Annotated in this window: 20 protein-coding genes; 10 read left to right on the top strand and 10 right to left on the bottom strand. The window is 62.7% G+C overall.

Annotation, left to right across the window (positions count from 1 at the left end):
* Window positions 1-27: 27 nt before the first annotated feature.
* A complete protein-coding gene (locus tag AC3IP0_RS18155; RefSeq protein WP_489316447.1) occupies window positions 28-426 on the top strand; it encodes a DUF1801 domain-containing protein in 399 nt (132 codons plus the stop codon).
* A gap of 193 nt (window positions 427-619) precedes the next feature.
* Window positions 620-1,009, top strand: coding sequence for a c-type cytochrome (locus AC3IP0_RS18150; RefSeq protein ID WP_489325541.1), 390 nt, complete (start codon window positions 620-622; stop codon window positions 1,007-1,009).
* On the opposite strand, the gene AC3IP0_RS18145 is transcribed toward AC3IP0_RS18150, so the two are convergent.
* A complete protein-coding gene (locus AC3IP0_RS18145; RefSeq protein WP_489325539.1) occupies window positions 1,010-1,885 on the bottom strand; it encodes a LysR substrate-binding domain-containing protein in 876 nt (291 codons plus the stop codon). It abuts the gene before it with no gap.
* A gap of 134 nt (window positions 1,886-2,019) precedes the next feature.
* On the opposite strand from AC3IP0_RS18145, the gene AC3IP0_RS18140 reads away from it, so the two are divergent.
* From AC3IP0_RS18140 to AC3IP0_RS18125, 4 genes are read left to right on the top strand one after another with little or no spacing between them, the layout of a single operon-like run.
* Complete coding sequence (locus tag AC3IP0_RS18140; protein WP_489325537.1) at window positions 2,020-3,072, top strand: agmatine deiminase family protein; 1,053 nt, start codon at window positions 2,020-2,022, stop codon at window positions 3,070-3,072.
* Window positions 3,073-3,076: 4 nt separating this feature from the next.
* Complete coding sequence (aguB, locus tag AC3IP0_RS18135; protein WP_489325535.1) at window positions 3,077-3,985, top strand: N-carbamoylputrescine amidase; 909 nt, start codon at window positions 3,077-3,079, stop codon at window positions 3,983-3,985.
* 1 nt (window position 3,986) lies between these two features.
* Window positions 3,987-5,087: an extracellular solute-binding protein gene (locus tag AC3IP0_RS18130; RefSeq protein WP_489325533.1), complete on the top strand. Its 1,101-nt coding sequence runs from the start codon at window positions 3,987-3,989 to the stop codon at window positions 5,085-5,087.
* 48 nt (window positions 5,088-5,135) lie between these two features.
* On the top strand, window positions 5,136-6,260 hold the full coding sequence (locus AC3IP0_RS18125; protein ID WP_489325531.1) for an agmatine deiminase family protein: 1,125 nt from the start codon (window positions 5,136-5,138) through the stop codon (window positions 6,258-6,260).
* Between the two features lie 135 nt (window positions 6,261-6,395).
* Here the strand turns inward: AC3IP0_RS18125 and AC3IP0_RS18120 are convergent, their stop codons facing one another.
* From AC3IP0_RS18120 to AC3IP0_RS18080, 9 genes are all read right to left on the bottom strand, one after another.
* Entirely contained in the window at window positions 6,396-6,824 is a 429-nt protein-coding gene (locus AC3IP0_RS18120) for a nuclear transport factor 2 family protein (protein ID WP_489325529.1), read from the bottom strand.
* 2 nt (window positions 6,825-6,826) lie between these two features.
* Window positions 6,827-7,561, bottom strand: coding sequence for an SGNH/GDSL hydrolase family protein (locus tag AC3IP0_RS18115; protein WP_489325527.1), 735 nt, complete (start codon window positions 7,559-7,561; stop codon window positions 6,827-6,829).
* A gap of 6 nt (window positions 7,562-7,567) precedes the next feature.
* A complete protein-coding gene (locus AC3IP0_RS18110) occupies window positions 7,568-8,140 on the bottom strand; it encodes a chorismate mutase (protein ID WP_489325526.1) in 573 nt (190 codons plus the stop codon).
* 80 nt (window positions 8,141-8,220) lie between these two features.
* Window positions 8,221-8,511 carry a DUF7693 family protein gene (locus AC3IP0_RS18105; protein ID WP_489325524.1) on the bottom strand — a complete coding sequence of 97 codons (291 nt, stop codon included), beginning with the start codon at window positions 8,509-8,511 and terminating at the stop codon, window positions 8,221-8,223.
* Between the two features lie 216 nt (window positions 8,512-8,727).
* Window positions 8,728-10,281 (bottom strand): amino acid permease, encoded by a 1,554-nt coding sequence (locus AC3IP0_RS18100; RefSeq protein WP_489316438.1) that lies wholly within the window; start codon window positions 10,279-10,281, stop codon window positions 8,728-8,730.
* Window positions 10,282-10,415: 134 nt separating this feature from the next.
* Complete coding sequence (locus AC3IP0_RS18095) at window positions 10,416-11,576, bottom strand: iron-containing alcohol dehydrogenase (protein ID WP_489325522.1); 1,161 nt, start codon at window positions 11,574-11,576, stop codon at window positions 10,416-10,418.
* Window positions 11,577-11,579: 3 nt separating this feature from the next.
* Complete coding sequence (locus AC3IP0_RS18090; RefSeq protein ID WP_489325521.1) at window positions 11,580-12,971, bottom strand: aldehyde dehydrogenase family protein; 1,392 nt, start codon at window positions 12,969-12,971, stop codon at window positions 11,580-11,582.
* 7 nt (window positions 12,972-12,978) lie between these two features.
* Complete coding sequence (locus tag AC3IP0_RS18085; protein ID WP_489316436.1) at window positions 12,979-14,352, bottom strand: glutamine synthetase family protein; 1,374 nt, start codon at window positions 14,350-14,352, stop codon at window positions 12,979-12,981.
* Between the two features lie 174 nt (window positions 14,353-14,526).
* A complete protein-coding gene (locus tag AC3IP0_RS18080; protein ID WP_489316435.1) occupies window positions 14,527-16,116 on the bottom strand; it encodes a winged helix-turn-helix domain-containing tetratricopeptide repeat protein in 1,590 nt (529 codons plus the stop codon).
* A gap of 259 nt (window positions 16,117-16,375) precedes the next feature.
* Here AC3IP0_RS18080 and AC3IP0_RS18075 point away from each other — a divergent pair, with 259 nt between their 5' ends.
* The 4 genes from AC3IP0_RS18075 (at window position 16,376) to AC3IP0_RS18060 (ending at window position 20,369) form a co-directional block, all read left to right on the top strand.
* A complete protein-coding gene (locus tag AC3IP0_RS18075; protein WP_489325518.1) occupies window positions 16,376-17,128 on the top strand; it encodes an SDR family oxidoreductase in 753 nt (250 codons plus the stop codon).
* A 44-nt stretch (window positions 17,129-17,172) separates the two neighbouring features.
* Window positions 17,173-17,586, top strand: a complete 414-nt coding sequence (locus tag AC3IP0_RS18070; protein ID WP_489316433.1) for a cupin domain-containing protein — start codon at window positions 17,173-17,175, stop codon at window positions 17,584-17,586.
* A 96-nt stretch (window positions 17,587-17,682) separates the two neighbouring features.
* Window positions 17,683-18,780, top strand: a complete 1,098-nt coding sequence (locus tag AC3IP0_RS18065) for an HlyD family secretion protein (protein ID WP_489316432.1) — start codon at window positions 17,683-17,685, stop codon at window positions 18,778-18,780.
* Window positions 18,777-20,369 carry a DHA2 family efflux MFS transporter permease subunit gene (locus AC3IP0_RS18060; protein WP_489325516.1) on the top strand — a complete coding sequence of 531 codons (1,593 nt, stop codon included), beginning with the start codon at window positions 18,777-18,779 and terminating at the stop codon, window positions 20,367-20,369. Before AC3IP0_RS18065 ends, AC3IP0_RS18060 begins: the two co-directional genes overlap by 4 nt.
* Window positions 20,370-20,447 lie beyond the last annotated feature (78 nt).

Below are 20,447 nucleotides of genomic sequence, written 5' to 3'. Positions count from 1 at the left end.
ACCATCATGATGAGGGTCGAAACGGTGATGAAAACGGACAAGGTTGACTCAAACGAAGCTTCGGCGCTGATCGACGAACGAATCCGGGAACTGGCTGACTGGCGCGGCGAAACCCTGGCCCACGTCCGCCAGATCATCCGCCAGGCCGACCCAGAAGTGATAGAAGAGTGGAAGTGGGGTGTGCCGGTGTGGTCCCATGCCGGCATCATTTGCACCGGCGAGACCTACAAGCAAGTGGTGAAACTGACCTTCGCCAAGGGCGCTTCGCTGGATGATCCGTCGAAGCTGTTCAATGCAAGCCTTGAAGGCAATACCCGGCGTGCCATCGATATCCGCGAGGGTGAGCAGATTGATGAAGCGGCGCTGGCGGTGTTGATTCAGGCGGCCATCGAGCTCAATACCTCGCGAACCAAACCCGGAAAATAAGCCCGTACACAGAACCCCTGTGGGAGCGGGCTTGCTCGCGAAGAGGCCTTCACATTCAACATCGTAGTTGGCTGGACTACTGCTTTCGCGAGCAAGCCCGCTCCCACAGGGATTGCGTCCATTTGACCAATTGGGATATCCCCGGCCACCGTGTTCCAATAGCCATCCGGCAACACCCGACTGGAAACGCAACATGAAGAAAATCGCCGCCCTGACCCTCGCCCTGGCGCTCACCGCAGTCCTGTTCAGCATGCCCACCCTTGCTGCGGGCGATGTCCAGGCCGGGGAGAAAGTGTACAAGCGCCTCTGCAGCGGCTGCCATCAGATCGGCGAATCGGCTCGCGCCTTCTTTGGCCCGCAGCTCAATGGCGTGATCGGTCGCCATTCCGCCGTCACCACGGACTACGTGTATTCCGATGCGATGAAATCAGCCAACCTGGTCTGGGACCGCGAAACCCTGATCGCCTACCTCGAAGCGCCGAAGAAGGTCGTCCCCGGCACTCGCATGATTTTCTGGGGCCTCAGTGACCCGGAAAAAATCGAAGACCTGCTGGCCTACCTGCAAACCTTCCCGGCGCAATGATCACGCCGTGGTCTGCTGCTCGGCCACCAGGTTGTCGACCAGCCACTCGGTGAAGGCACGCGCCATCGCGATGTTTTCGCTGTCACGGTGGGTCAGCAGCGCCCAGTTCGGGCCGCGGATGGTTTGCTCCACCATCGGCTGCAACAGCCCGGTGGCCCGCGCCTGCCGACTCAGCAACTGGCTCACCAGCGCAATGCCCAGCCCGGTGCAGGCCGCGTCCAGCAGCAAACCCGGATCGGAAAAATTCAGCCCCTGATCCATCTGCCCCACATCAATGCCCGATTCCACCGCCCAGTGGCTCCAGTCCATTTCCCGCTCGCCATGCAGGGTGGTGCGCTGTTCCACCGGCACGGCCAACAGGCTCGGGTGACACGCCGGGTAGAGGCGGTCGGCGTGCAGCACCCTGAAACTGCATTCGGCCTGGGAACTGATGTCGTCGCGCACCGCCAGGTCGATGGTCTGGCTGGCCATGTCCGGCACTTCATCGGTGCTGAAAATCCACAAATCGACCTGTGGATGCTGGCGACGGAAATCCCCCAGGCGCGGCAACAACCAGTGCCGGGCGAACGCCGGGGTGGTGTTGAGCACCAGTTGATTGGGTTTCTGGTATTGCCCCAACCGGCGAATGCCCACGGCCAGTTGCTGCAGCAACGCCTGGGTGGTGCTCAGCAGATCGTGCCCGGCATCGGTCAGGCTGACGCTGCGCCCGCTGCGATGGAACAGCGGTTGTTCCAGGTAGGCTTCAAGGCTGCGGATCTGCTGGCTGATCGCCGATTGGGTGAGGTGCAACTCATCGGCGGCCTTGTGAAAACTGCCCAGCCGGGCGGCGGCTTCGAAGCCGCGCAGGGTGCTCAGGGGTGGCCAGTGTTTGAGCATATCGATAAGTTCCTCTAATCAGTTATCTGCAAAATCCATCGTTTGTTTGCCCGTTTTACCAGTCGTAGCATGCATGCCAAGACCGCCAAGGCCGTTTTCATTGAACACAATGACTTAACTCAGAGGTGCTTGTCATGCAGCAGAACGTTATTCAAAACAGCGGTTGGACGATGCCGGCCGAGTGGGCCACCCACGCCGCCACCTGGATGGTCTGGCCGCACAACAAGACCCTGTGGGAGTCAGGCTGGCGGGTGACACTGCCCCAGGTTCAAGAAGACTTCGCCCGGGTAGCCAACGCCATCGCCCGCTTCGAACCGGTGAAGCTGGTGGTCGATCCTTCGGCCGTCGCCAGCGCCAAGGCCTTGTGCGGGCCGAACATCGAGTTGATCGAACTGGCGGTCAACGACAGCTGGTGCCGCGACTCCGGCCCGAGCTTCGTTTGCCACCCGCAGCAAGGCCTGGCCGGTGTGAGCTGGCGCTTCAATGCGTGGGGCGGCAAGTCGGCCCACGATCTGGACGAAAGCCTGGCCCGTCGTGCACTCAATCATTTGGGGCTGGAGTGTTTCGGCACGGCGCTGAGCAACGAGGGCGGCGCGATTCATGTGGACGGCGAGGGCACGCTGATCACCACCGAGTCGGTGTTGCTCAACCCCAATCGCAACCCGGGCGTGACCAAGGCCGAGATCGAAGAGATCTTCACCCGCCTGCTGGGCGTGAAGAAAACCATCTGGCTGCCGGGCGATCCGGACTACGTGACCGGCGACATGACCGACGGCCACGTCGACGGCGTGTGCGCCTTTGCCCGTCCCGGTGTGCTGCTGGTGGACGCCACCCATGACCAGAACTCGGTGTACGCCCAAGTGGCCAAGGAAAACCGCCGCGCTCTTGAACTGGCCACCGATGCCCAGGGCCGCAAGTTCGAGCTGATCGAACTCTATGAAGCCTCCGATGCAGTGGACACCGAAGCCGAAGTGTTCTGCGCCTCCTACACCAATTTCTACATCGCCAATGGCGCGATCATCATGCCGGCCTACGGCATCGATGCCGACAAGGTCGCTGCCCAAGTGCTGGCGCAGGCATTCCCCGGGCGTGAAGTGGTGCCGGTGCGGATCAACCATCTGGCCCATGGCGGCGGCGGTGTGCATTGCATCACCCAGCAACAGCCGGCCTGGCCGGTGCGGGGTTGATGCCATGACACTGCTGACCATCGCCACCACCCAGATGCCCTGCACCTGGGACCTGAAACACAACCTCGACCAGGCCGAGCAACTGGTCCGCGAGGCTGCGGCCAACGGCGCGCAGGTGATCCTGTTGCAGGAACTGTTCGCCACGCCGTACTTCTGCATCGAGCAACACCACAAACACCTGGCACTGGCCGAGGAGTATCGCGACAGCCATGTGCTCCAGCGCTTTGCCGCATTGGCGAAAGAGTTGGGCGTGGTGCTGCCGCTGAGCTGGTACGAGAAGGCCGGCAACGCCTACTTCAATTCACTGAGCGTGGCCGACGCCGACGGGCGCCTGTTGGGCGTGTACCGCAAGACCCACATCCCCAACGCCATCGGCTATCAGGAGAAGGAATACTTCAGCCCCGGCGACAGCGGTTTCCGGGTCTGGGACACCGCGTTCGGGCGCATCGGCCTGGGCATCTGCTGGGATCAGTGGTTCCCGGAAACCGCCCGCTGCCTGGCCTTGATGGGCGCCGAGGTGCTGCTGTTCCCGACCGCCATCGGCTCCGAACCGGGTTGCGCCACCCTCGATTCCCGGGATCACTGGCAGATGACCATGCGCGGCCACGCCGCCGCCAACCTGCTGCCGGTGGTGGCGGCCAACCGTGTCGGCCGGGAAGCGGCGACCACCGACCCGACCCTGCAAATGAACTTCTACGGCTCGTCGTTCATCTGCAACCACAAGGGCAAATTGCTCGCCGAAGCCGACCGCGACAGCACCGGTGTGCTGGTCCACAGCCTGGACCTGGCGGCCATGCGCGAAGACCGCCTGACCTGGGGTATCTACCGCGACCGCCGTCCGGAAATGTACGGAGCCTTGTTGACCCAGGACGGTCGTCAGATCCACTCACGCTGGGCAACCCAAGGGGTGTGACATGAACACGATCAACAAGCTGTGCCTGGCCATGGCGCTGGCGCTGGGCTGTGCGGTGCCTGCGTTGCACGCCGAGGAGAAAACCCTGCGGCTGTACAACTGGGCCGACTATTTTGCCGAGGACACCCTCAGTAAATTCACCGCCGAAACCGGGATCAAAGTGATCTACGACGTCATGGAAGGCAGTGAAACCCTTGAGGCCAAGATGCTGGCCGGCGGCAGCGGTTACGACCTGATCTTCCCCGGCGACACCGTGGCTGAACGCCTGATGCGTGCCGGCAGCCTGCAACCGCTGGATCAGTCAAAAATCGCTGCGATGGCTGATGTTGAGCCCGGGTTGCAGAAACTGCGCTCGCGTTATGAATATTCGAGCAAGGCGACGGTGCCATACACCTGGGGCACCATCGGCCTGACCTACAACGCCGAGCAGATCGCCCAGCGTGCGCCGGACGCGCCGGTCAATAGCCTGGACATGCTGTTCAAGCCGGAACTGGCGGCAAAGTTCGCCGACTGCGGAATCTCGATGATCGACTCGCCGGACGAAGTGCTGGCGGTGGTGCTCAACTACCTGGGTCGCGATCCACGCAGTGCCAAACCGGCGGACCTGGCGGCGGCCAGTGACTTGCTGATGAAGCTGCGGCCGTACATTCGCAAGTTCCAGTCGCAACCGGTGACCGACCTGGTCAACGGCAACCTGTGCGTGTCCCTGGGCTACAGCGGCGACATGACCCAGGCGCAGCGCGCGTCGGACAGCGCCGGCAAGAAAAGCACCTTCCACTACCGCATTCCCCGGGAAGGCACCACGGTGTGGATGGACACCATGGCCATTCCCGTCGACGCCCGGCACCCGGAGTATGCCTACGCGTTCATCAACTTCGTGATGCGCCCGCAGAACATGGCGGCCATCAGCAACTTCACCGGCTACCCGACCTCCAACGCCAAGGCTCGCCCGGATGTCGATGCCGCGATGCGCAACAACCCGGACATCTACCTCGATGAAGCCACCTACGCGCGGCTGATTCCCGGCAAGGACATTCCCCAGGCCGACATGCGGGCACGCATGCGCACCTGGACCAAATTCAAGACCGCTACAGTCAAATGATCACCGGCCGGCCCGAGGGCCGGCCAAACCTCGATTTCAGGAAAACACATGCCGACACGTCGAACATTCATCAAGCAGGTATCGGTCGCCGCCGGGCTGGGCGCGGTGGCGTCCATGGGATTGGGCTTTGCCTGCCTGCCGGTGCGAGCGGCCGGCAACGGCAAGTGGTACATGCCCGATGAAGGGGACAAACACCAGCGAGCCTTCATCGCCTTCGGCGCACAGGCCGCGATCTGGGAGGACTTCACGCCCCACGTGCAAGACGCCCTTGGCCGGATCGCCCGCAGCATTGCCGAATACGAGCCGGTCACCGTGTTCTGTCGCCAGAGCGAACGGCGCCTGGCCGAAGCCAAATGCGGCAGCCACAACACCACCTTCGTGATCACCGAACTGGACGACATCTGGATGCGCGACATCGGCGCCAATTTTGTCGTCGACGGCAGCGGCGGCCTCGGCGCCGTGGACTTCAACTTCAACGGCTGGGGCAACAAACAGCAGCATGCAGACGATGCGCAACTGGCCGCCCAGGTCGCGGAAAACGCCAAGGCCGATTACCTGCGCAGCGAACTGGTGGGCGAGGGCGGTGGCATCGAAGTGGACGGCCACGGCACCGGGATCATGACCGAAAGCAGCTGGATCAACCGCAATCGCAATCCCGACTGGAGCAAGGCCGACGTCGAGGCAGAACTGAAAGAACGCCTGGGGCTGCGCAAAATCATCTGGCTGCCGGGCATCAAGGGCAAGGACATCACCGACGCCCATGTCGACTTCTATGCGCGCTTCGTCAAGCCCGGCGTGGTCATCGCCAACCTCGACAACGACCCCGAGTCCTACGACTACAAGGTCACTCGCGCCCATCTGCAGATCCTGGAAAACGCCACGGATGCCGATGGCCGCAAGTTGCAGGTGCATACCGTGTCGCCGCCACTCAACCCGCGCAACAGCCAGTTCAGCAAAGACAATCAGGACTTCGCCGCCGGCTACATCAACTACTTCGTGATCAACGGCGCGATCATCGCACCGCAATTCGGCGACGAAGAAGCCGATGCCAAAGCCTTCGGCCTGCTGTCCGAACTCTACCCGGACCGCAAGGTGGTGCAACTCGACATCGACGCGATCTCCGCCGGTGGTGGAGGGATTCACTGCGTGACCAGTCACCAGCCGATGGTTTAACACCTGACATTTGAAGCTGTACACAAAACCTGTGGGAGCGGGCTTGCTCGCGAAGGGGCCGGCACATTCAGCATCAATGTCGCCTGATACTCCGCCTTCGCGAGCAAGCCCGCTCCCACAGGGTTATTTGCTGAGTCAGGCTTTTGTGGACTTCAGATATGCCCCCAACCGCCGTCCCATTTCCTCACCCAACGCCTGCAATCCACTCAACGGCCGCACCATCACTTCAAGCTCGACAATCTTGCCCTGTTCGTTGAAGCGGATCATGTCGATGCCCTTCAGCTCTTTCCCGCCGACCCTGGCGCTGAATTCGAGAATCACATTCAAGCCATCCGCGGTCGCCAGTTCGCGGTGATAGGCAAAGTCCTCGAACACGTTCATGACCGTGTTGAGAATCATCGACACCACCGGCGCCCCCGGATACGGCGTATGCGCCATCGGCGAACGGAACACCGCCTGCGGATCGAGCAGTTCTGGCAAGCCGCTCAAGTCGCGGTTGCCGATCATCGCGTGCCACTGCTTCAGGGACGCTGCGACGTTGTGGTTCAGGTTCAGCTCGGACATCTTCAACTCCTGTTTTTTATTGTTGTGGTGCGAAAGCGTTGGTCGATGACCCTGGCGGCATCGTTGGCCCATTGACGGTAGAGAAGCGGTCCCGGATGAAAACCATCGCTGGCCATCAGGCCCGGTTCTGGTGCCAGCGGGGTGGTCAGCATCGTACATTGATCCAGGCGTGCGGCCAGATCCGCCAAATGTGCATTGAAACGCCGCGCCCTGAAACCCAGAAACCAGCGCAAGGGTTGCGGCAGCGCAGGGAACAAATGCATCGGCGGAAGCGGCGACACCACGATCTGCCTCACCGCGAACTTGTCGCACAGCAGCGCCATCAAACGCCGTTGCCGAGCGAGCCACTGATCCAGGGTGAGTGAGCTGGTGACATCGTTGACGCCAATCGACAACAGCGCCACATCGAACGGCTCGGGGGCGTGCTGTTCGAGCAACTCCAGCAACCCTTGGGAATCCAGACCCGAGCGCGCCCAGAGTTTCCAAGCCACCTGATAATCATCGGCCAGGCGCTCGACCAGCCGACCGCTGAGGGCTTCACCTTGCGTCGCCGCACCCACGCCTGCAGCGGCGCTGTCGCCGACAATCAACAACCGTAGAACGTCGCCGCTGCCGACCTCGCCCTGGCGTTCACCTTCGGCCTCGGGCAACTTGGGCGTCACGCGCCGCGTGTACAGGCCCTGCGCCAGCAACAGCGGGCCGAGCAGGATTTTGGCGAGGGTTTCAGTGTGGCTCATTTGAGGTTATCGCCCCGCAACACACAGCTCCCCGGTCGCACGAATCATCGCCTGACCATGCAGGTAATCCTTGATCAGCGCGGAGCGTTCGGTGGCCAGCCATTGCGGGCAGTTCGGGTCATTGCGGTAGGGCAGGAACGCGGCGTACTGCGTGAGCAGCAGGTTTTGCAAGGTGTCGAGCTTGGGCCGGATGTCGTTGCCCAGGTCCGGCCGTGGCGTGTCCGGAGCCTTGTGCGCCGCTTGCCATTGCGCGATTCGGCCGTATTGCACCAGTTTACTGGCTTCGATCTGGGCGGCGATCAGGTCGGCGACATCGTCGGGGTCGAGTTTGCGCTGGGTGGCTTGCGCGCGCGCATTCGCGATGACTTGCGCTTCCCGGGCGTTGTCCTGGACCGGTTTGCCGCTGTCCCACTTGGTCAACGCCACCAGCTCGCTGATGTACAACCGCTCATTCATCGTCGCCAGCAAGGGTTGCAAGGCATCGGGCGCCGGGGGCGTCGTGGCGGCCTGGGCGCCGGCAGCGAACAAACCGAGCAGGGCGCAGGCCAGCCAGTGCGGCAGGCGTGGGGAACGGGGCATGGCAGAACCTCCTTGGACGCGAAAATCACTCCGGCTTGTTTATCATAAGTGCGGCCAGGGAACGACAGGTTGCGAAGGATTCAGGCCAGCAACCGTTCAATCTGCGTCAGTTCCCAGGTGCTGAGCAGACTCACCGGGTCGGTGCCGAAGCGTTGCCCGTTGTCGAACACATATTCACGTCCATCGGGGCTTTGGCCGTGCAGGCAGTGGCGCAAGTGGCCGGCATCGACCTCCAGTGTCAGGCGCCAGCCGTCGATGTCGATCCGAACATGGCCGGATTCGCAGGCGTCGTCGACTCGCTGGAAGGTGCAAATGCCCTGGGCGGCATCGCGCAACGGCTGGTAAACCTCGCGGGCGGTGAGGGCGTGCACAGGTGTCTCCGGGGTGAAGTCGGAGGCACAGGATAAATCATCACCATACAAAAACGCCCGGCAGATGCGGCTAATGCCAGTCAGCCAAGCGTTGGAACACCACAAACCTTGTGGGAGCGAGCTTGCTCGCGATGACGGTTGGACAGTCACACAAGGGGTGTCTGACACGCCGCCATCGCGAGCAAGCTCGCTCCCACAGGTTACTCATTGCTCGCTCTATTTGCGGTTTAATTCCGCCTCCGCTGCAGCAATTTCAGCCTGGCGCTTGACGATCATGTCGCCCACCGGCGGCCCCTGGAAGCGCCGGGCTTCAAAGCCGAACCAGACGATGGCCGTCAGCACCAGGAAGCCGATGGTGATGTACAGCGCCCAATCGTTCGGTGGCTGGATGCCGATGACGAAAATGATGAGCATCGACAGGATCGAGAGAATGGCGAACACCGAGTACCAGAAACGCCCCATGTTCCACGGTCCCATGGTCGGCCACTTCGACGTCCCAAAGGTAAACAGGCCGAGCGCGATGGGAATGGCGAAGGAGAAGAACAGGAAGATCACCGTGCAGGACACCACGATGGTATAGACCGGCGTTGTCCCGATCGAGATCACCGACGATCCCCAGACGAACAACACCGCGAGGGTGGCACCGGTCCAGATGGCCGCGACCGGGCTGCGATGGGTCGATGAGACCGAGGAGAGCGCTTTTGAGCAGGGCAGGCCTCCGTCCCGGGAGAACGCGAAGATCATGCGTGAAACCGAGGTGACGGTGGCCAGCCCGCAGAGGACCTGCGAGATGAAGATCGCCACGAAAAGCACCAGTTTAAGTGTCGGGTTGACCTGGGTGTTCATGGCCCAGAAAAACACGTTCCAGCCTTGCTTGGCCGCCTCGTCCATGTTCGGCAGCATCAGCACGAACGCGCTGAGCATCAGCCAGCCGAACAGCAACGACCAGACCACCGACATGACCATGCCGCGCGGCACCGACATGGCCGCGTTGCGGGTTTCCTCGGAGGTATGCGCGGAGGCGTCATAGCCGGTGATGGTGTAGATAGGCAACAGCAGGCCGAGCATGAAAACCCAGCCGTTGGAGACCTGCGGCCAGACGCCGCCGCCCGCCTCGCCGGAGTAGTTGCCGAAGGTCCACAGCCGGGCGAATTCATAGCTGGGTGCCGATATCAGGCAGACGATGGTCAGGGCCAGCGCCGTGGCGAAGATCAGGTAGCCGGAGAAGTCGGTGAGCTTTGCCGTCAGGCCGATGCCCAAGTGGTTACACAAGGCCTGCAGGCCGGTGAGGATCGCCAGGAAAATCACCCTGACCGTGGTCGTGTCTTCCATGCCCAGTGCCGGTCCGAAGGCGCCGAAAAAGAAGTAATAGGTGCCGACGTTGATCGCGCCCAGCACCGTGACCAATCCCAGCAGGTTGAACCACGCGGTCAGCCAGCCAGTGAAGCGGTTACCGAGGATCGAGCCCCAGTGGTACAGGCCGCCAGCGGTGGGGTAGGCCGAGGAGATCTGCGCCATGGCCATGGCGAATACCCCGGAGATCAGGCAGCCGATCGGCCAGCCGATGCCGATGGATATCCCACCCGCGCCCGAGGTGCCCTGGGCCAGGGAGTTGATGCCACCCGAGAGGATGCAGATGATCGAAAAGGAAATGGCGAAGTTGGAGAAAACCCCCATTCGTCGTGAGAGTTGCTGGGCGTAGCCCATGCTGTGCAGCACCTTGACGTCATCGTCGTGCGTTTCGGTGCCCGGCTGGCTTGCTGGGTTCATGATGTGTGCCCCTTCAGGTGTTCATACGCAACCATCCGGCTGGCCGGATGGGCTGGCTTTCAACCCCTTGTCGTACTGCTCCTGTCGCTATCGGATCACACCTGTCCATGCGCAGTGCTGGCCAGGCGACTGCTCTACAGGCGGCCGTGAAACGCCGCGTCGAAAATCTTTGCCACGCCGTCCCGGGTCAATGGCAGCGGGTTGCCGCTGGCGGAAGGGTCGACAATCGCCATGTCGGCGATCAGGTCGGCCTGCCGGTCATCCACGCCCAGTTCAACCAGGGTATGGGGCACGCCGATGTCCTTGCGCAGCTTGAGGACGAAGGCCAGGAAACTGTCGAACCCCGGGGAGGGCAGGCGCAGGTACGCCGCCAGGCGGGTGATGCGCTCCTCGATGGCCGAGCGATTGAACTGCAGGACATAGGGCATGAAGGTGGCATTGGTCATGCCGTGATGGGTGTCGTACAGCGCACCCACCGGATGGGAGAGCGCATGCATCCCGCCCAGGCCTTTCTGGAATGCCGTGGCGCCCATGGCCGCCGCCGCGAGCATTTGCGCGCGGGCCTCAAGGTCCGATGGCGTGTGTACCGCCTTCACCAGTGAGTTGGCCACCAGGCGCATGCCTTCCACGGCAATGCCATCGGCCAGGGGGTGAAAACCGGGGGCGCAGTACGCTTCCAGGCAATGGGATAAAGCGTCCATGCCAGTGCCAGCGGTGATTTTCGCCGGCATGCCGACGGTGAGGGCCGGGTCGCTGATCACCACGCGCGGCATCATTTTCGGGTGGAAGATGATGCGTTTGGTGTGGGTGCGCTCGTCGATGATCACCGCCGCACGCCCGACTTCGGAACCGGTTCCCGCTGTGGTCGGCACGGCAATGACCGGGGCGACGCGGCTGTCGTCGGCGCGAGTCCAGTAGTCGCCGATGTCTTCGAAGTCCCAGACCGGGCGGGTCTGGCCGCTCATGAAGGCAATGAGCTTGCCCATGTCCAGGCCACTGCCGCCGCCGAACGCGATCACGCCATCGTGCTGGCCGGCACGCCAGGCGTCGAGCCCGCCGGCCAGGTTGGCTTCCACCGGGTTGGGCTTGAGGTCACAAAACAGCGCCACGCCAAGACCCGCGGCGCGCAATGCGTCGAGCGTCGCCGTGGTGATCGGCGCGCGCGCCAGGCCGCTGTCGGTCACCAGCAAGGGGCGCTGGATACCCTGGCTGCGACAGACCTCCGCCAGTTCGGCGATGCGCCCGACACCGAAACGAACGCTCGTGGGGTAGTTCCAGTTTCCTGTCAGGTTCATGGTCTACACCTCGTGACGCAGATGAAAGGATTTGGCCCGGGTCAGGTGCTCGTAGCCCAGTGGCGACAGGGTGACGCCGCGCCCGCTGTTTTTCACGCCGGTCCAGGCCAGTGCCGGGTCCAGGTAGTCGCAGCGGTTCATGAACACCGTGCCGGTGGCGATCTCGTTGCCCAGGCGTTCGGCCGCGGCGAGGTCCTGGGTCCAGATGGATGCGCTGAGCCCGAACTCACTGTCGTTCATCAAGGCGATGGCTTCTTCATCACTGGCCACCGGCATGATGCCGACCACCGGGCCAAAGCTTTCGTCGCGCATTACCGACATTTGATGGGTCACGTCCACCAGCACTTGCGGTGCCAGGTAGGCGCTGCCCGGTACGTCGGCGGGAAAGGACTTCGGATCGATCAGCGCCGTCGCGCCCTGGGCCAGCGCTTCGGCGATCTGGCCACGAACGAAGAATGCGGCGCCCGGTGTCACCAGCGGACCGAGGGTGGTGGCTTCGTCCAGCGGGTTGCCCAGCACGTACTGGCGGGTCAGTTCGGCGAAGCGCTCGACAAACACCGGGTAGATTTTCTGGTCGACATAGATGCGTTCCACGGCGCAGCAACTCTGCCCGGAATTGAAGAAACTGCCGTCCACCAGATTTTCCACCGCCTGTTCAAGGTTGGCGTCTGCCCGGACATAGGCCGGGTCTTTTCCGCCGAGCTCCAGGCCCATGCCGAGAAATTGTCCGCTGGCGGCGCTTTCCATGACTTTGCCAGCCTCCACGGAACCGGTGAAGTTCACTTGCTGCACGCGCCCGTCAGCAATGATCGCCCCGGTCGACACATGGTTGAGCAGCAGATTCTGGAACAGCCCCTCGGGCAGTTTTGCGCGACGCATGGCCTCGGCGAAACGCTCGCCCACCAGCAGGGTTTGCGACGCGTGCTTGAGGATTACGCTGTTGCCGGCCATCAGAGCCGGGATGATCGTGTTAACCGCGGTCAGGTAAGGGTAATTCCACGGGGCGACCACCAGCACCGTGCCCAGCGGTTCGCGTTTGATATAGCGGCGAAAGCCCGCCTTGGGCGCCGGCTCTATAGCGGCCAGGGCCTGCGGTGCGATGGCGATCATGTGCCGGGCGCGTTCGGCAAAGCCGCGCAGTTCGCCGGCGCCGTAACGCACCGGGCGACCCATCTGCCAGGCCAGCTCCGGCACGATGTCCGCCTGCATCGACAGCATCGCGTCCACCGCGGCACTGCAATAAGCCGCACGTTCGCTCAGTGAGCGGCGTTGCCATGACGCCTGCGCGCTGGCAGCCGCCGTCAGCGCCTGCTCGATCTGCGCCGCATCGGCAATATCGCGTTCGACGTACACCCGGCCATCGACCGGAGAGATCAGTTGCACCTTCGCAGTCATGATGTTCTCAGTAGCGCTCGAAGCCGCGCTGCAATTCCCAGTCGGTGATTCGCCGGTCGTATTCCTTCTGCTCCCACTCGGCGGTGTGCACGTAATGGTCGACCACCTCGTCGCCGAACGCCTCGCGCAACATGCTTGAGGCCTTGAGGGCGGCGCTCGCCTCACGCAGGGTCTTGGACACTTCCGGCAAATGCTCATCCAGGTAGGCGTCACCTTCGAACGGCGGCGCGAGGTCGAGTTTCTCGTCGATACCCTTCAAACCTGCCGCGATCAGCGCGGCGAAGGCCAGATAGGGGTTGAGGTCGGCACCGCCGATGCGGCATTCGATGCGGATGGCCTTGCTGCCTTCGGCACACAGGCGAAAGCCGGCGGTGCGATTGTCGCGGCTCCAGACCGCCCGCGTCGGCGCAAAAGTGCCAGCCTGGAAGCGCTTGTAGGAGTTGATGTAGGGCGCGAGAAAACAGGTGATGTCGTTGGCGTACTTGAGCTGCCCGGCGACCCAGGCCCGCATCAGTTTTGACATGCCGAACTCGGCTTTCGCGTCGAAGAACAGCGGCTTCTTGGCGTTCTTGTCCCACAACGAATTATGGATATGGCTGCTGGAGCCGGCGGCGTCGTAGCGCCACTTGGCCATGAAGGTGATCGCCTTGCCCTGCAACTGCGCGATCTCCTTGCAGGCGTGCTTGATGATGACGTGGTGGTCGGCCATGGTCATGGCGTCGGCGTAGCGGATGTTGATCTCTTCCTGCCCAGGGCCCCATTCACCCTTGGAGTTTTCCACGGGAATGCCCGAGGCCTGCAAGTGCTTGCGGATCGCCCGCAGCACCGGCTCTTCGCGGGTGGTCTGCAGGATGTTGTAGTCCTCGATGTAATGGCCGGCGGTTTTCGGTTTGTGATAGTTGCGCTGGTGGATCGCCTCGTAGCTCTCATCGAACAGATAGAACTCGAGTTCCGAGGCAAACATTCCCGTATAGCCGCGCTCGCGCAGGCGCTCGACCTGCTTTTTCAGAATCGCCCGCGGGCTGTGGGGCAGGTCCTGGCGATGGTGATGATCGAGTACGTCGCACAGCACCAGCGCCGTGCATTCAAGCCAGGGCACGCGCCGCAGGGTGGACATGTCGGGCTTGAGCACGAAATCGCCATAACCCTTGCTCCAGCTGGCCGCGGCGTAACCCGGCACCGGCTCCATGTCGATGTCATCGGCCAGCAGGTAGTTGCAGCAGTGGGTTTCTTCGTGGCCGCTGTCGATGAAAAACTCGACCTGGAAGCGCTTGCCGACCAGGCGTCCCTGCATGTCGACCATGCAGACCAGAACGGTATCGATTTCGCCGGCAGCCGCGGCATGCTTGAGTGCATCAAAGCTGAGGAGGGGCTCTGTCATCACGGCAATCCTGCGTGAAAGGTTTGGGCCAGTCTGGGATAGCTGTTGCAGACGCTCTCCAGAAAAACCCAAAACCTGCAGAACCGAGCATCGTGAGCAACGAGTTGATCAAAGCTTAGCCTACCCTTGCAAAGTGCAAGTTTTGCCAGGTGAAAGTCGTGTTCAGCGACCCCATCACTCCGGCAATCCTGCCAGCCGCAGTCCATCGACGAAACGGGCGAAATCCTCAGGCCGTTGAATGGGCAGCCAGTCCTTGAGGGTGCAAAGACGCAAAGTGGAATCCAGCTTTTGCAGACGCTGCATCGCCAGATTGGCTTTTTCCATTCGACCGCCGAGCGCATGACTGGCCGCCACCAGAGCCGCCGCGATCAGCAGACTGGGCAGGTTGCCCAGCGCTTTTTCCGCCCAGTCCGCAGCGGCATCAAAGTGCCCTGCGAAGAAATGCGCGAGCGCCATCCCGACCTGCATCCTGAACATTTCCGGATCCAGCGGGCTCAAGCGAACGGCGTGGTTCAAATTCTCGATGGCGGCGTCTGTTTCGCCGTGCAGCGCCCGCAGGATACCGCCCAGAAACCAGGCGGGGGCGAGGTTGGGATTGAGCAGGCGCGCCCTGTCGAGCAGTGCAATGCCGGCGTCTACTTCGCCGGCGAGATGAGCAAGCGCATGTCCGCCCCGGGTCAACGCGACGGCATCGTCGCGGCCGAGGGTCACCGCCAGACGCGCCAACCGTATGCCCTCGGCGATTTCCGCGGGCCGATCAATCATCCAGCCATTGAGCTTGCGCCAGAAGTGGCACCAGGCGGCCATGCCATAGGCCGAGGCAAACTCCGCATCGAGTTCGATGGCCTGGTAGAACATCGGCAGCGCCTGCTCGATGGCTTCCCGGCTGCCGCTGTGCAGTTTTGCCATGGCCCGCAGATAGTAGTCGTAGGCGTCCAGGCTTTCTGTCGGCTTGCGTTTGGCGCGTTCGATTTCTGCCCGTTCCAGTTGCGGCGCGATGGCACCGACGACGCTTTCGGTGATTTGGTCCTGTAGCTCGAAAATGTCGTCAAGCAGGCCTTCGAAGCGCTCCGCCCAGATGTGCGTCCCGCTCGTCGCATCGATCAGTTGCCCGGTAATGCGCAGCCTGTTCCCGCACTTGCGCACGCTGCCTTCGAGCACGTAGCGCACGCCCAACTCCTGGCCGACGCCTTGGGCGTCCACCGCCCGGCCCTTGTAGGTGAAGCTCGAATTGCGTGCGATGACGAACAGCCAGCGGATACGCGACAGGGCGGCGATGATGTCCTCCACCACGCCATCGGCGAAATACTCCTGCTCCGGATCGCCGCTCAGGTTCTGGAAGGGCAGGACGGTGATCGAGGGTTTGTCCGGCAGGACGAGCGCAGGAGAGGGGATTTGCTTCGGGGCAGCGGTCGGGCGTTCATCGCCATCGGGCTGTCGCGCTTCCCCGGTCAAGTCGCCGTTGATCCGGCCAACGAAGCGGTAGCCTTTGCGGGCGACGGTGCGTACCAGACGCTGCTCCTCGCCGGTATCACCGATGGCCTTGCGCACGGCATTGATGTGGCTGGTGATCGTCGATTCCGACACGATCTTGCTGCCCCACACCGCCTTGAGCAATTCGTCCTTGCTGACGACGCGGTCGGGATTGTTGACGAACAGCAGCAACAGGTCGAAGACCTGCGGTCCGACGGCCACGACCTGCCCGCGCAGGGTCAGCTCCCGGCGCTCCTGATCGAGTACGTAGTCTTCAAACGTGAATGGCAAGTTGAGCATCCCCTGGCGAAGCGCCCTCAACTCCGTGTCCCAGGCGGCTGGCGGTTGGTAACTGAGGCAGATGATACGGCAGCTCGACACCCGCTGCACCGTCAGCGGCAAGGGAGACTGGAAGAACCTCAGTAGCCTTGGACATAAATCCAAGCGCTCGCCAAGGCAAACCCAAGCCCGGCGCAAGGACTTGCCTGGTGCGCGCAGGCAATCTCTCTACACCGACGCAATAGTTGCAGTCGACAAGTGGAGAAAAGCCATGAAGATCGTCGTCATCGGAGGCTCCGGCCTCATTGGATCGAAACTTGTGAACATCCTGCGCGAGCGCGGCCATGACGCGCTCGCCGCGAGCCCCAGCACAGGCGTGAACAGCATCACCCGCGAAGGCCTGGCCGAAGCAATGGATGGTGCTGATGTGGTGGTCGACGTGGCGAACGCGCCGTCGTGGGAAGACCAGGCCGTTCTCGATTTCTTTGAAACGTCGAGCCGTAACCTGCTGGCCGCCGAAGCCGCTGCCGGGGTTTGTCATCATGTTGCCCTGTCGATTGTCGGCAGCGAACGGCTTCCCGATACCGGCTATTTCCGGGCCAAGGTCGCGCAGGAGGCCCTTATCAAGGCATCCAGCGTTCCCTACACCATTGTGCGTGCCACGCAGTTCTCCGAGTTTGCTGGTGGCATTGTCCAGTCGTTCGCCGTTGGCGAGGAAATTCATGCTTCGCCGGCGCTGATCCAGCCGATAGCGTCCGACGACGTGGTGGCGGTGTTGGCCGATGTCGTGCTGGCTGCACCGCTCAATGGCACCGTTGAAGTCGGCGGCCCGGAAACCATGCCGATTGATGAGATGGCCAGGCGCTATCTGCGGGCGACCCAGGACAGCCGCAAAGTCGTGCCGGATGTACATGCACGTTACTTCGGCGCCGTGCTCGACGATCAATCGCTGGTCACGGGCAAGAACGCACGCCTGGGGGCGATCCGCTTCGACGACTGGCTGGCCCGGTCGACGGCGCAGTAACGGATCGCACCCTCACATTTCCCTACGAATCCAGGAGAAATCCCATGGTTACCCGATTGTTGATGGCCGCTTTCTTCGCCGCGCTCTCTATCAGCGCCGCATCGGCCGCCGAGCCGCCCCCCGGCAATGTGACGGTGGTGTTCGACCGTCCCATTCCCAACATCCCCGGCAAGAGCATGAGGGGCGTGGTCGTCGAGTATGGGCCGGGTGCCGCGTCGCCGGCCCACACCCATCCGAAAACGGCCTTCATCTATGCAACGGTGCTGGAGGGCTCGTTTCGCATCGAGGTCAAAGGCGAACCGGAAAAGATCTACAACGTCGGTGAAAACTTCGTAGAGGAGCCGGGTTCCGTGCACCTGGTCAGCGCCAACGCCAGCGACACCCAACCTGCACGCCTGTTGGCGGTGTTCGTCCTCGATACCGAGGAAAAGGTACTCGTAACACCTCTCAAGAAGTGAGCCGGTCAACGCGCTCATGAAGGCTCGACCGCCGGGCGGCAGACCCTGTCGCCCAGTGGCTGAGTCAGTACTTGGCACTGAACAGGAAATGAAAAAATGAACTCGCTCCTGGACAAGGCCGCCATTGCCACCAGTGCAAGTAGCGAAACGCCTGTGGTCGTGGTGCGGCGCAGCAAGCGCAAGACCATCGGCCTGCTGCTGTGTGTCGCGGCCTTGATGGTCGTGGCGGTTTGGGGAGCCCTGGCGTTTTCAAGTGGCGTGACTTCGACCGACAACGCCTATGTCCGCGGGGACGTCACCTCGCTCGCCGCCAAGGTGGCCGGCTATGTCACGGCGGTAGAGGCCCGGGACAACCAGGCTGTGCGTGCCGGTGATGTGCTGTTTCGTATCGATGACCGCGACTACCGCGCCAGACTTGCGCAAGCCGAGGCCAATGTCAGCGCCGCCCAGGCGCGCCTGACTCATGTCGACGCGCAGATCCGGCTCCAGCATGCGCTGATCAGGCAGGCCGAAGCACAAAGGCGCTCGGCCAGCGCCGACATGAGCCTGGCGGCCAAGACCCACGACCGCAGCCGCAAATTGATCGTCAGCAATGCGGTGAGCCAGGCCTTGGTCGATGAAACCGGCACGGCGCAATCCAGAGCCGTGGCCTCGGTGTCGGCCGCTTCGGCAACGGTCGAGGCGCAGCAGCAACGCATCGCGGTGTTTGTGGCCGAGCGCGAGGCTGCCGTGGCCGCCGTGACGCAAGCACAGGCCGCGCGAGATCTCGCCCGGATCGATCTCGATCACACCGTGGTGCACGCACCGGTGGATGGCGTGGTCGGTAACCGTCAGGTTCGCCTCGGTCGTTTCGTCACGCCGGGCGTCTCCCTGCTCGATATCGTGCCGGTCAACGATGTGTGGATCGTGGCGAACTTCAAGGAAACCCAGCTCGAACATATTCGCCCCGGACAGACCGTGCGCGTCACGGTCGATGGCTACCCCGATGCGGCACTGGAAGGCGTGGTTGACAGCTTTGCACCGGGCAGTGGCTCGGCGTTCAGCCTGTTGCCGCCCGACAACGCCACCGGGAACTTTGTGCGTGTCGTGCAGCGCGTGCCGGTGAAGATCCGCCTGGCCCACAATCCGCTACCGGGGCGCATCGTGCCGGGCCTGTCCGCGCGGGTTGAGGTTGCGCAAGGGGCCGGCTCATGAACAGCGATGCCTGCGCCACGCCGGGCAGCATCAGAACCAGGACCGGCGTCCTGCTCATGTTGGGCATCGTGCTGGCGACGTTGACGGAAGCGATCGCCAGCACCGTGCTGGCCCTCGGCCGTGGCGACATCATCGGCGACACCTATGCCACGCCTGACGAATTCGCCTGGCTGGATGTCGGCTACATCGCGTTCAAGCTGATCGGGTTCATGCTCGCCCCTTGGCTGATGCAGCGGTTTTCTGCGCGCAATGTGATCATCGGCGCCACCCTGGTCATGGGCCTGGCGTGCTGCGTGGCTGCCGTTACCGCCCGGCTGGAGCTGCTGATTGCACTGCGCATCCTGCAAGGCTTCGCTGGCGGTGCTTTGCTGGTGGCGGGCCAGGCGCTCATTTTTCGCGGCTATCCGCGGGCCCTTCAGCCGATCCTGCAAGCGCTGTTCGCCATGGGCTCCGTGGTCGCGCCCGGCACCTTCGCGCCAGCCCTGCAAGGGTGGTTGATCGACAGCCAGTCCTGGGCCTGGATTTTCTTCAGTGTGGTGCCGCTGGCCCTGGCCGCGATCGGCCTCTTGCTCATCGCCGACCACCCCATGCCCGCCAAGGTCCGGCAACGTTCGTTTGACTGGCTCGGCTGTGCACTGATCGGTGCCGCGCTGTTCTGCTTCACCTACGTACTCAGCCAGGGCAGCCGCTGGGACTGGTTCGAGGAACTGCGCATTCTAGTGATGACGATGATCGGCGGCGCCGCACTGCTGGCCTTTCTCGGCCAACAGGTTTTGGCCAACGGCCAGGGGCTGTTCGATTTCAGCCTGTTCAAATCGAGCGATTTCACCTTTGCCTTTTGCGTCAGTTTCGTCGCCGGTGCCGCGCTGTTTGGCAGTGCATACCTGATTCCGGCGTTCGCCCTGTCGGTACTCGCGCTCACACCGACCGATGCCGGCCTGCTCCTGTTGCCCAGTGGCGGTTTTTTTGTCGGTTCGCTGCTCATCGCCGCCTGGCTGTTCAAAGTGCGCCGCGTGCCACCGGTGGCGACCGTGCCCTTGGGCATCCTGCTGATCATGGGGGCGATGTGGATGCTGTCCGGTTCTACCAGTGAAAGCGGCAGCGACGACATGATGGCGGCTATCCTGCTGCGTGGCCTGGGCCTTGGCTTCCTGTTTCTGTCGATCACGCTGATCGCTTTCAGCCATCTCAACAGCCGCAACTTGGCCAGTGGCATCGGCCTGTTCAATACGGGGCGGCAATTGGGTGGCTTGATGGGCGTCGCCGGGCTACAGACCTTGATCGACCATCAGGTTGTCAGCAATGGCATGGTCCTCGGCGCCAACGTCACCCCAGGGGGCCACGCGGTCATCGAACGGCTGATGACCACAACCGCGATGCTGGCGGGGAAGGGCATGGATCAAGTGGCCGCTGGCCGGTCAGCCACTAGCCTGCTGGGCAAAGCGGTGTCAGGTCAGGCCACGGTGATTGCCTTCGATACGGCGTTCTTCGCCGTGGCCCTGCTGTTCGTCTTCGCCGCGCCCATCCTGGTTGGCATCAAGATCGGCCTCTCGCGATCCGCGAAAGTGCATGAACAACGGATGAATTGATGGCCCACACGAAAAAGCCCGGCTGTTTAGGCCGGGCTTTTCGTTGAGTCCTGCGGTAAAGCACTGCATTCAGACAGC

The sequence above is a fragment of the Pseudomonas sp. GL_103 genome (assembly GCF_057835175.1).
This window is presented reverse-complemented; position numbering and strand designations above follow the sequence as displayed.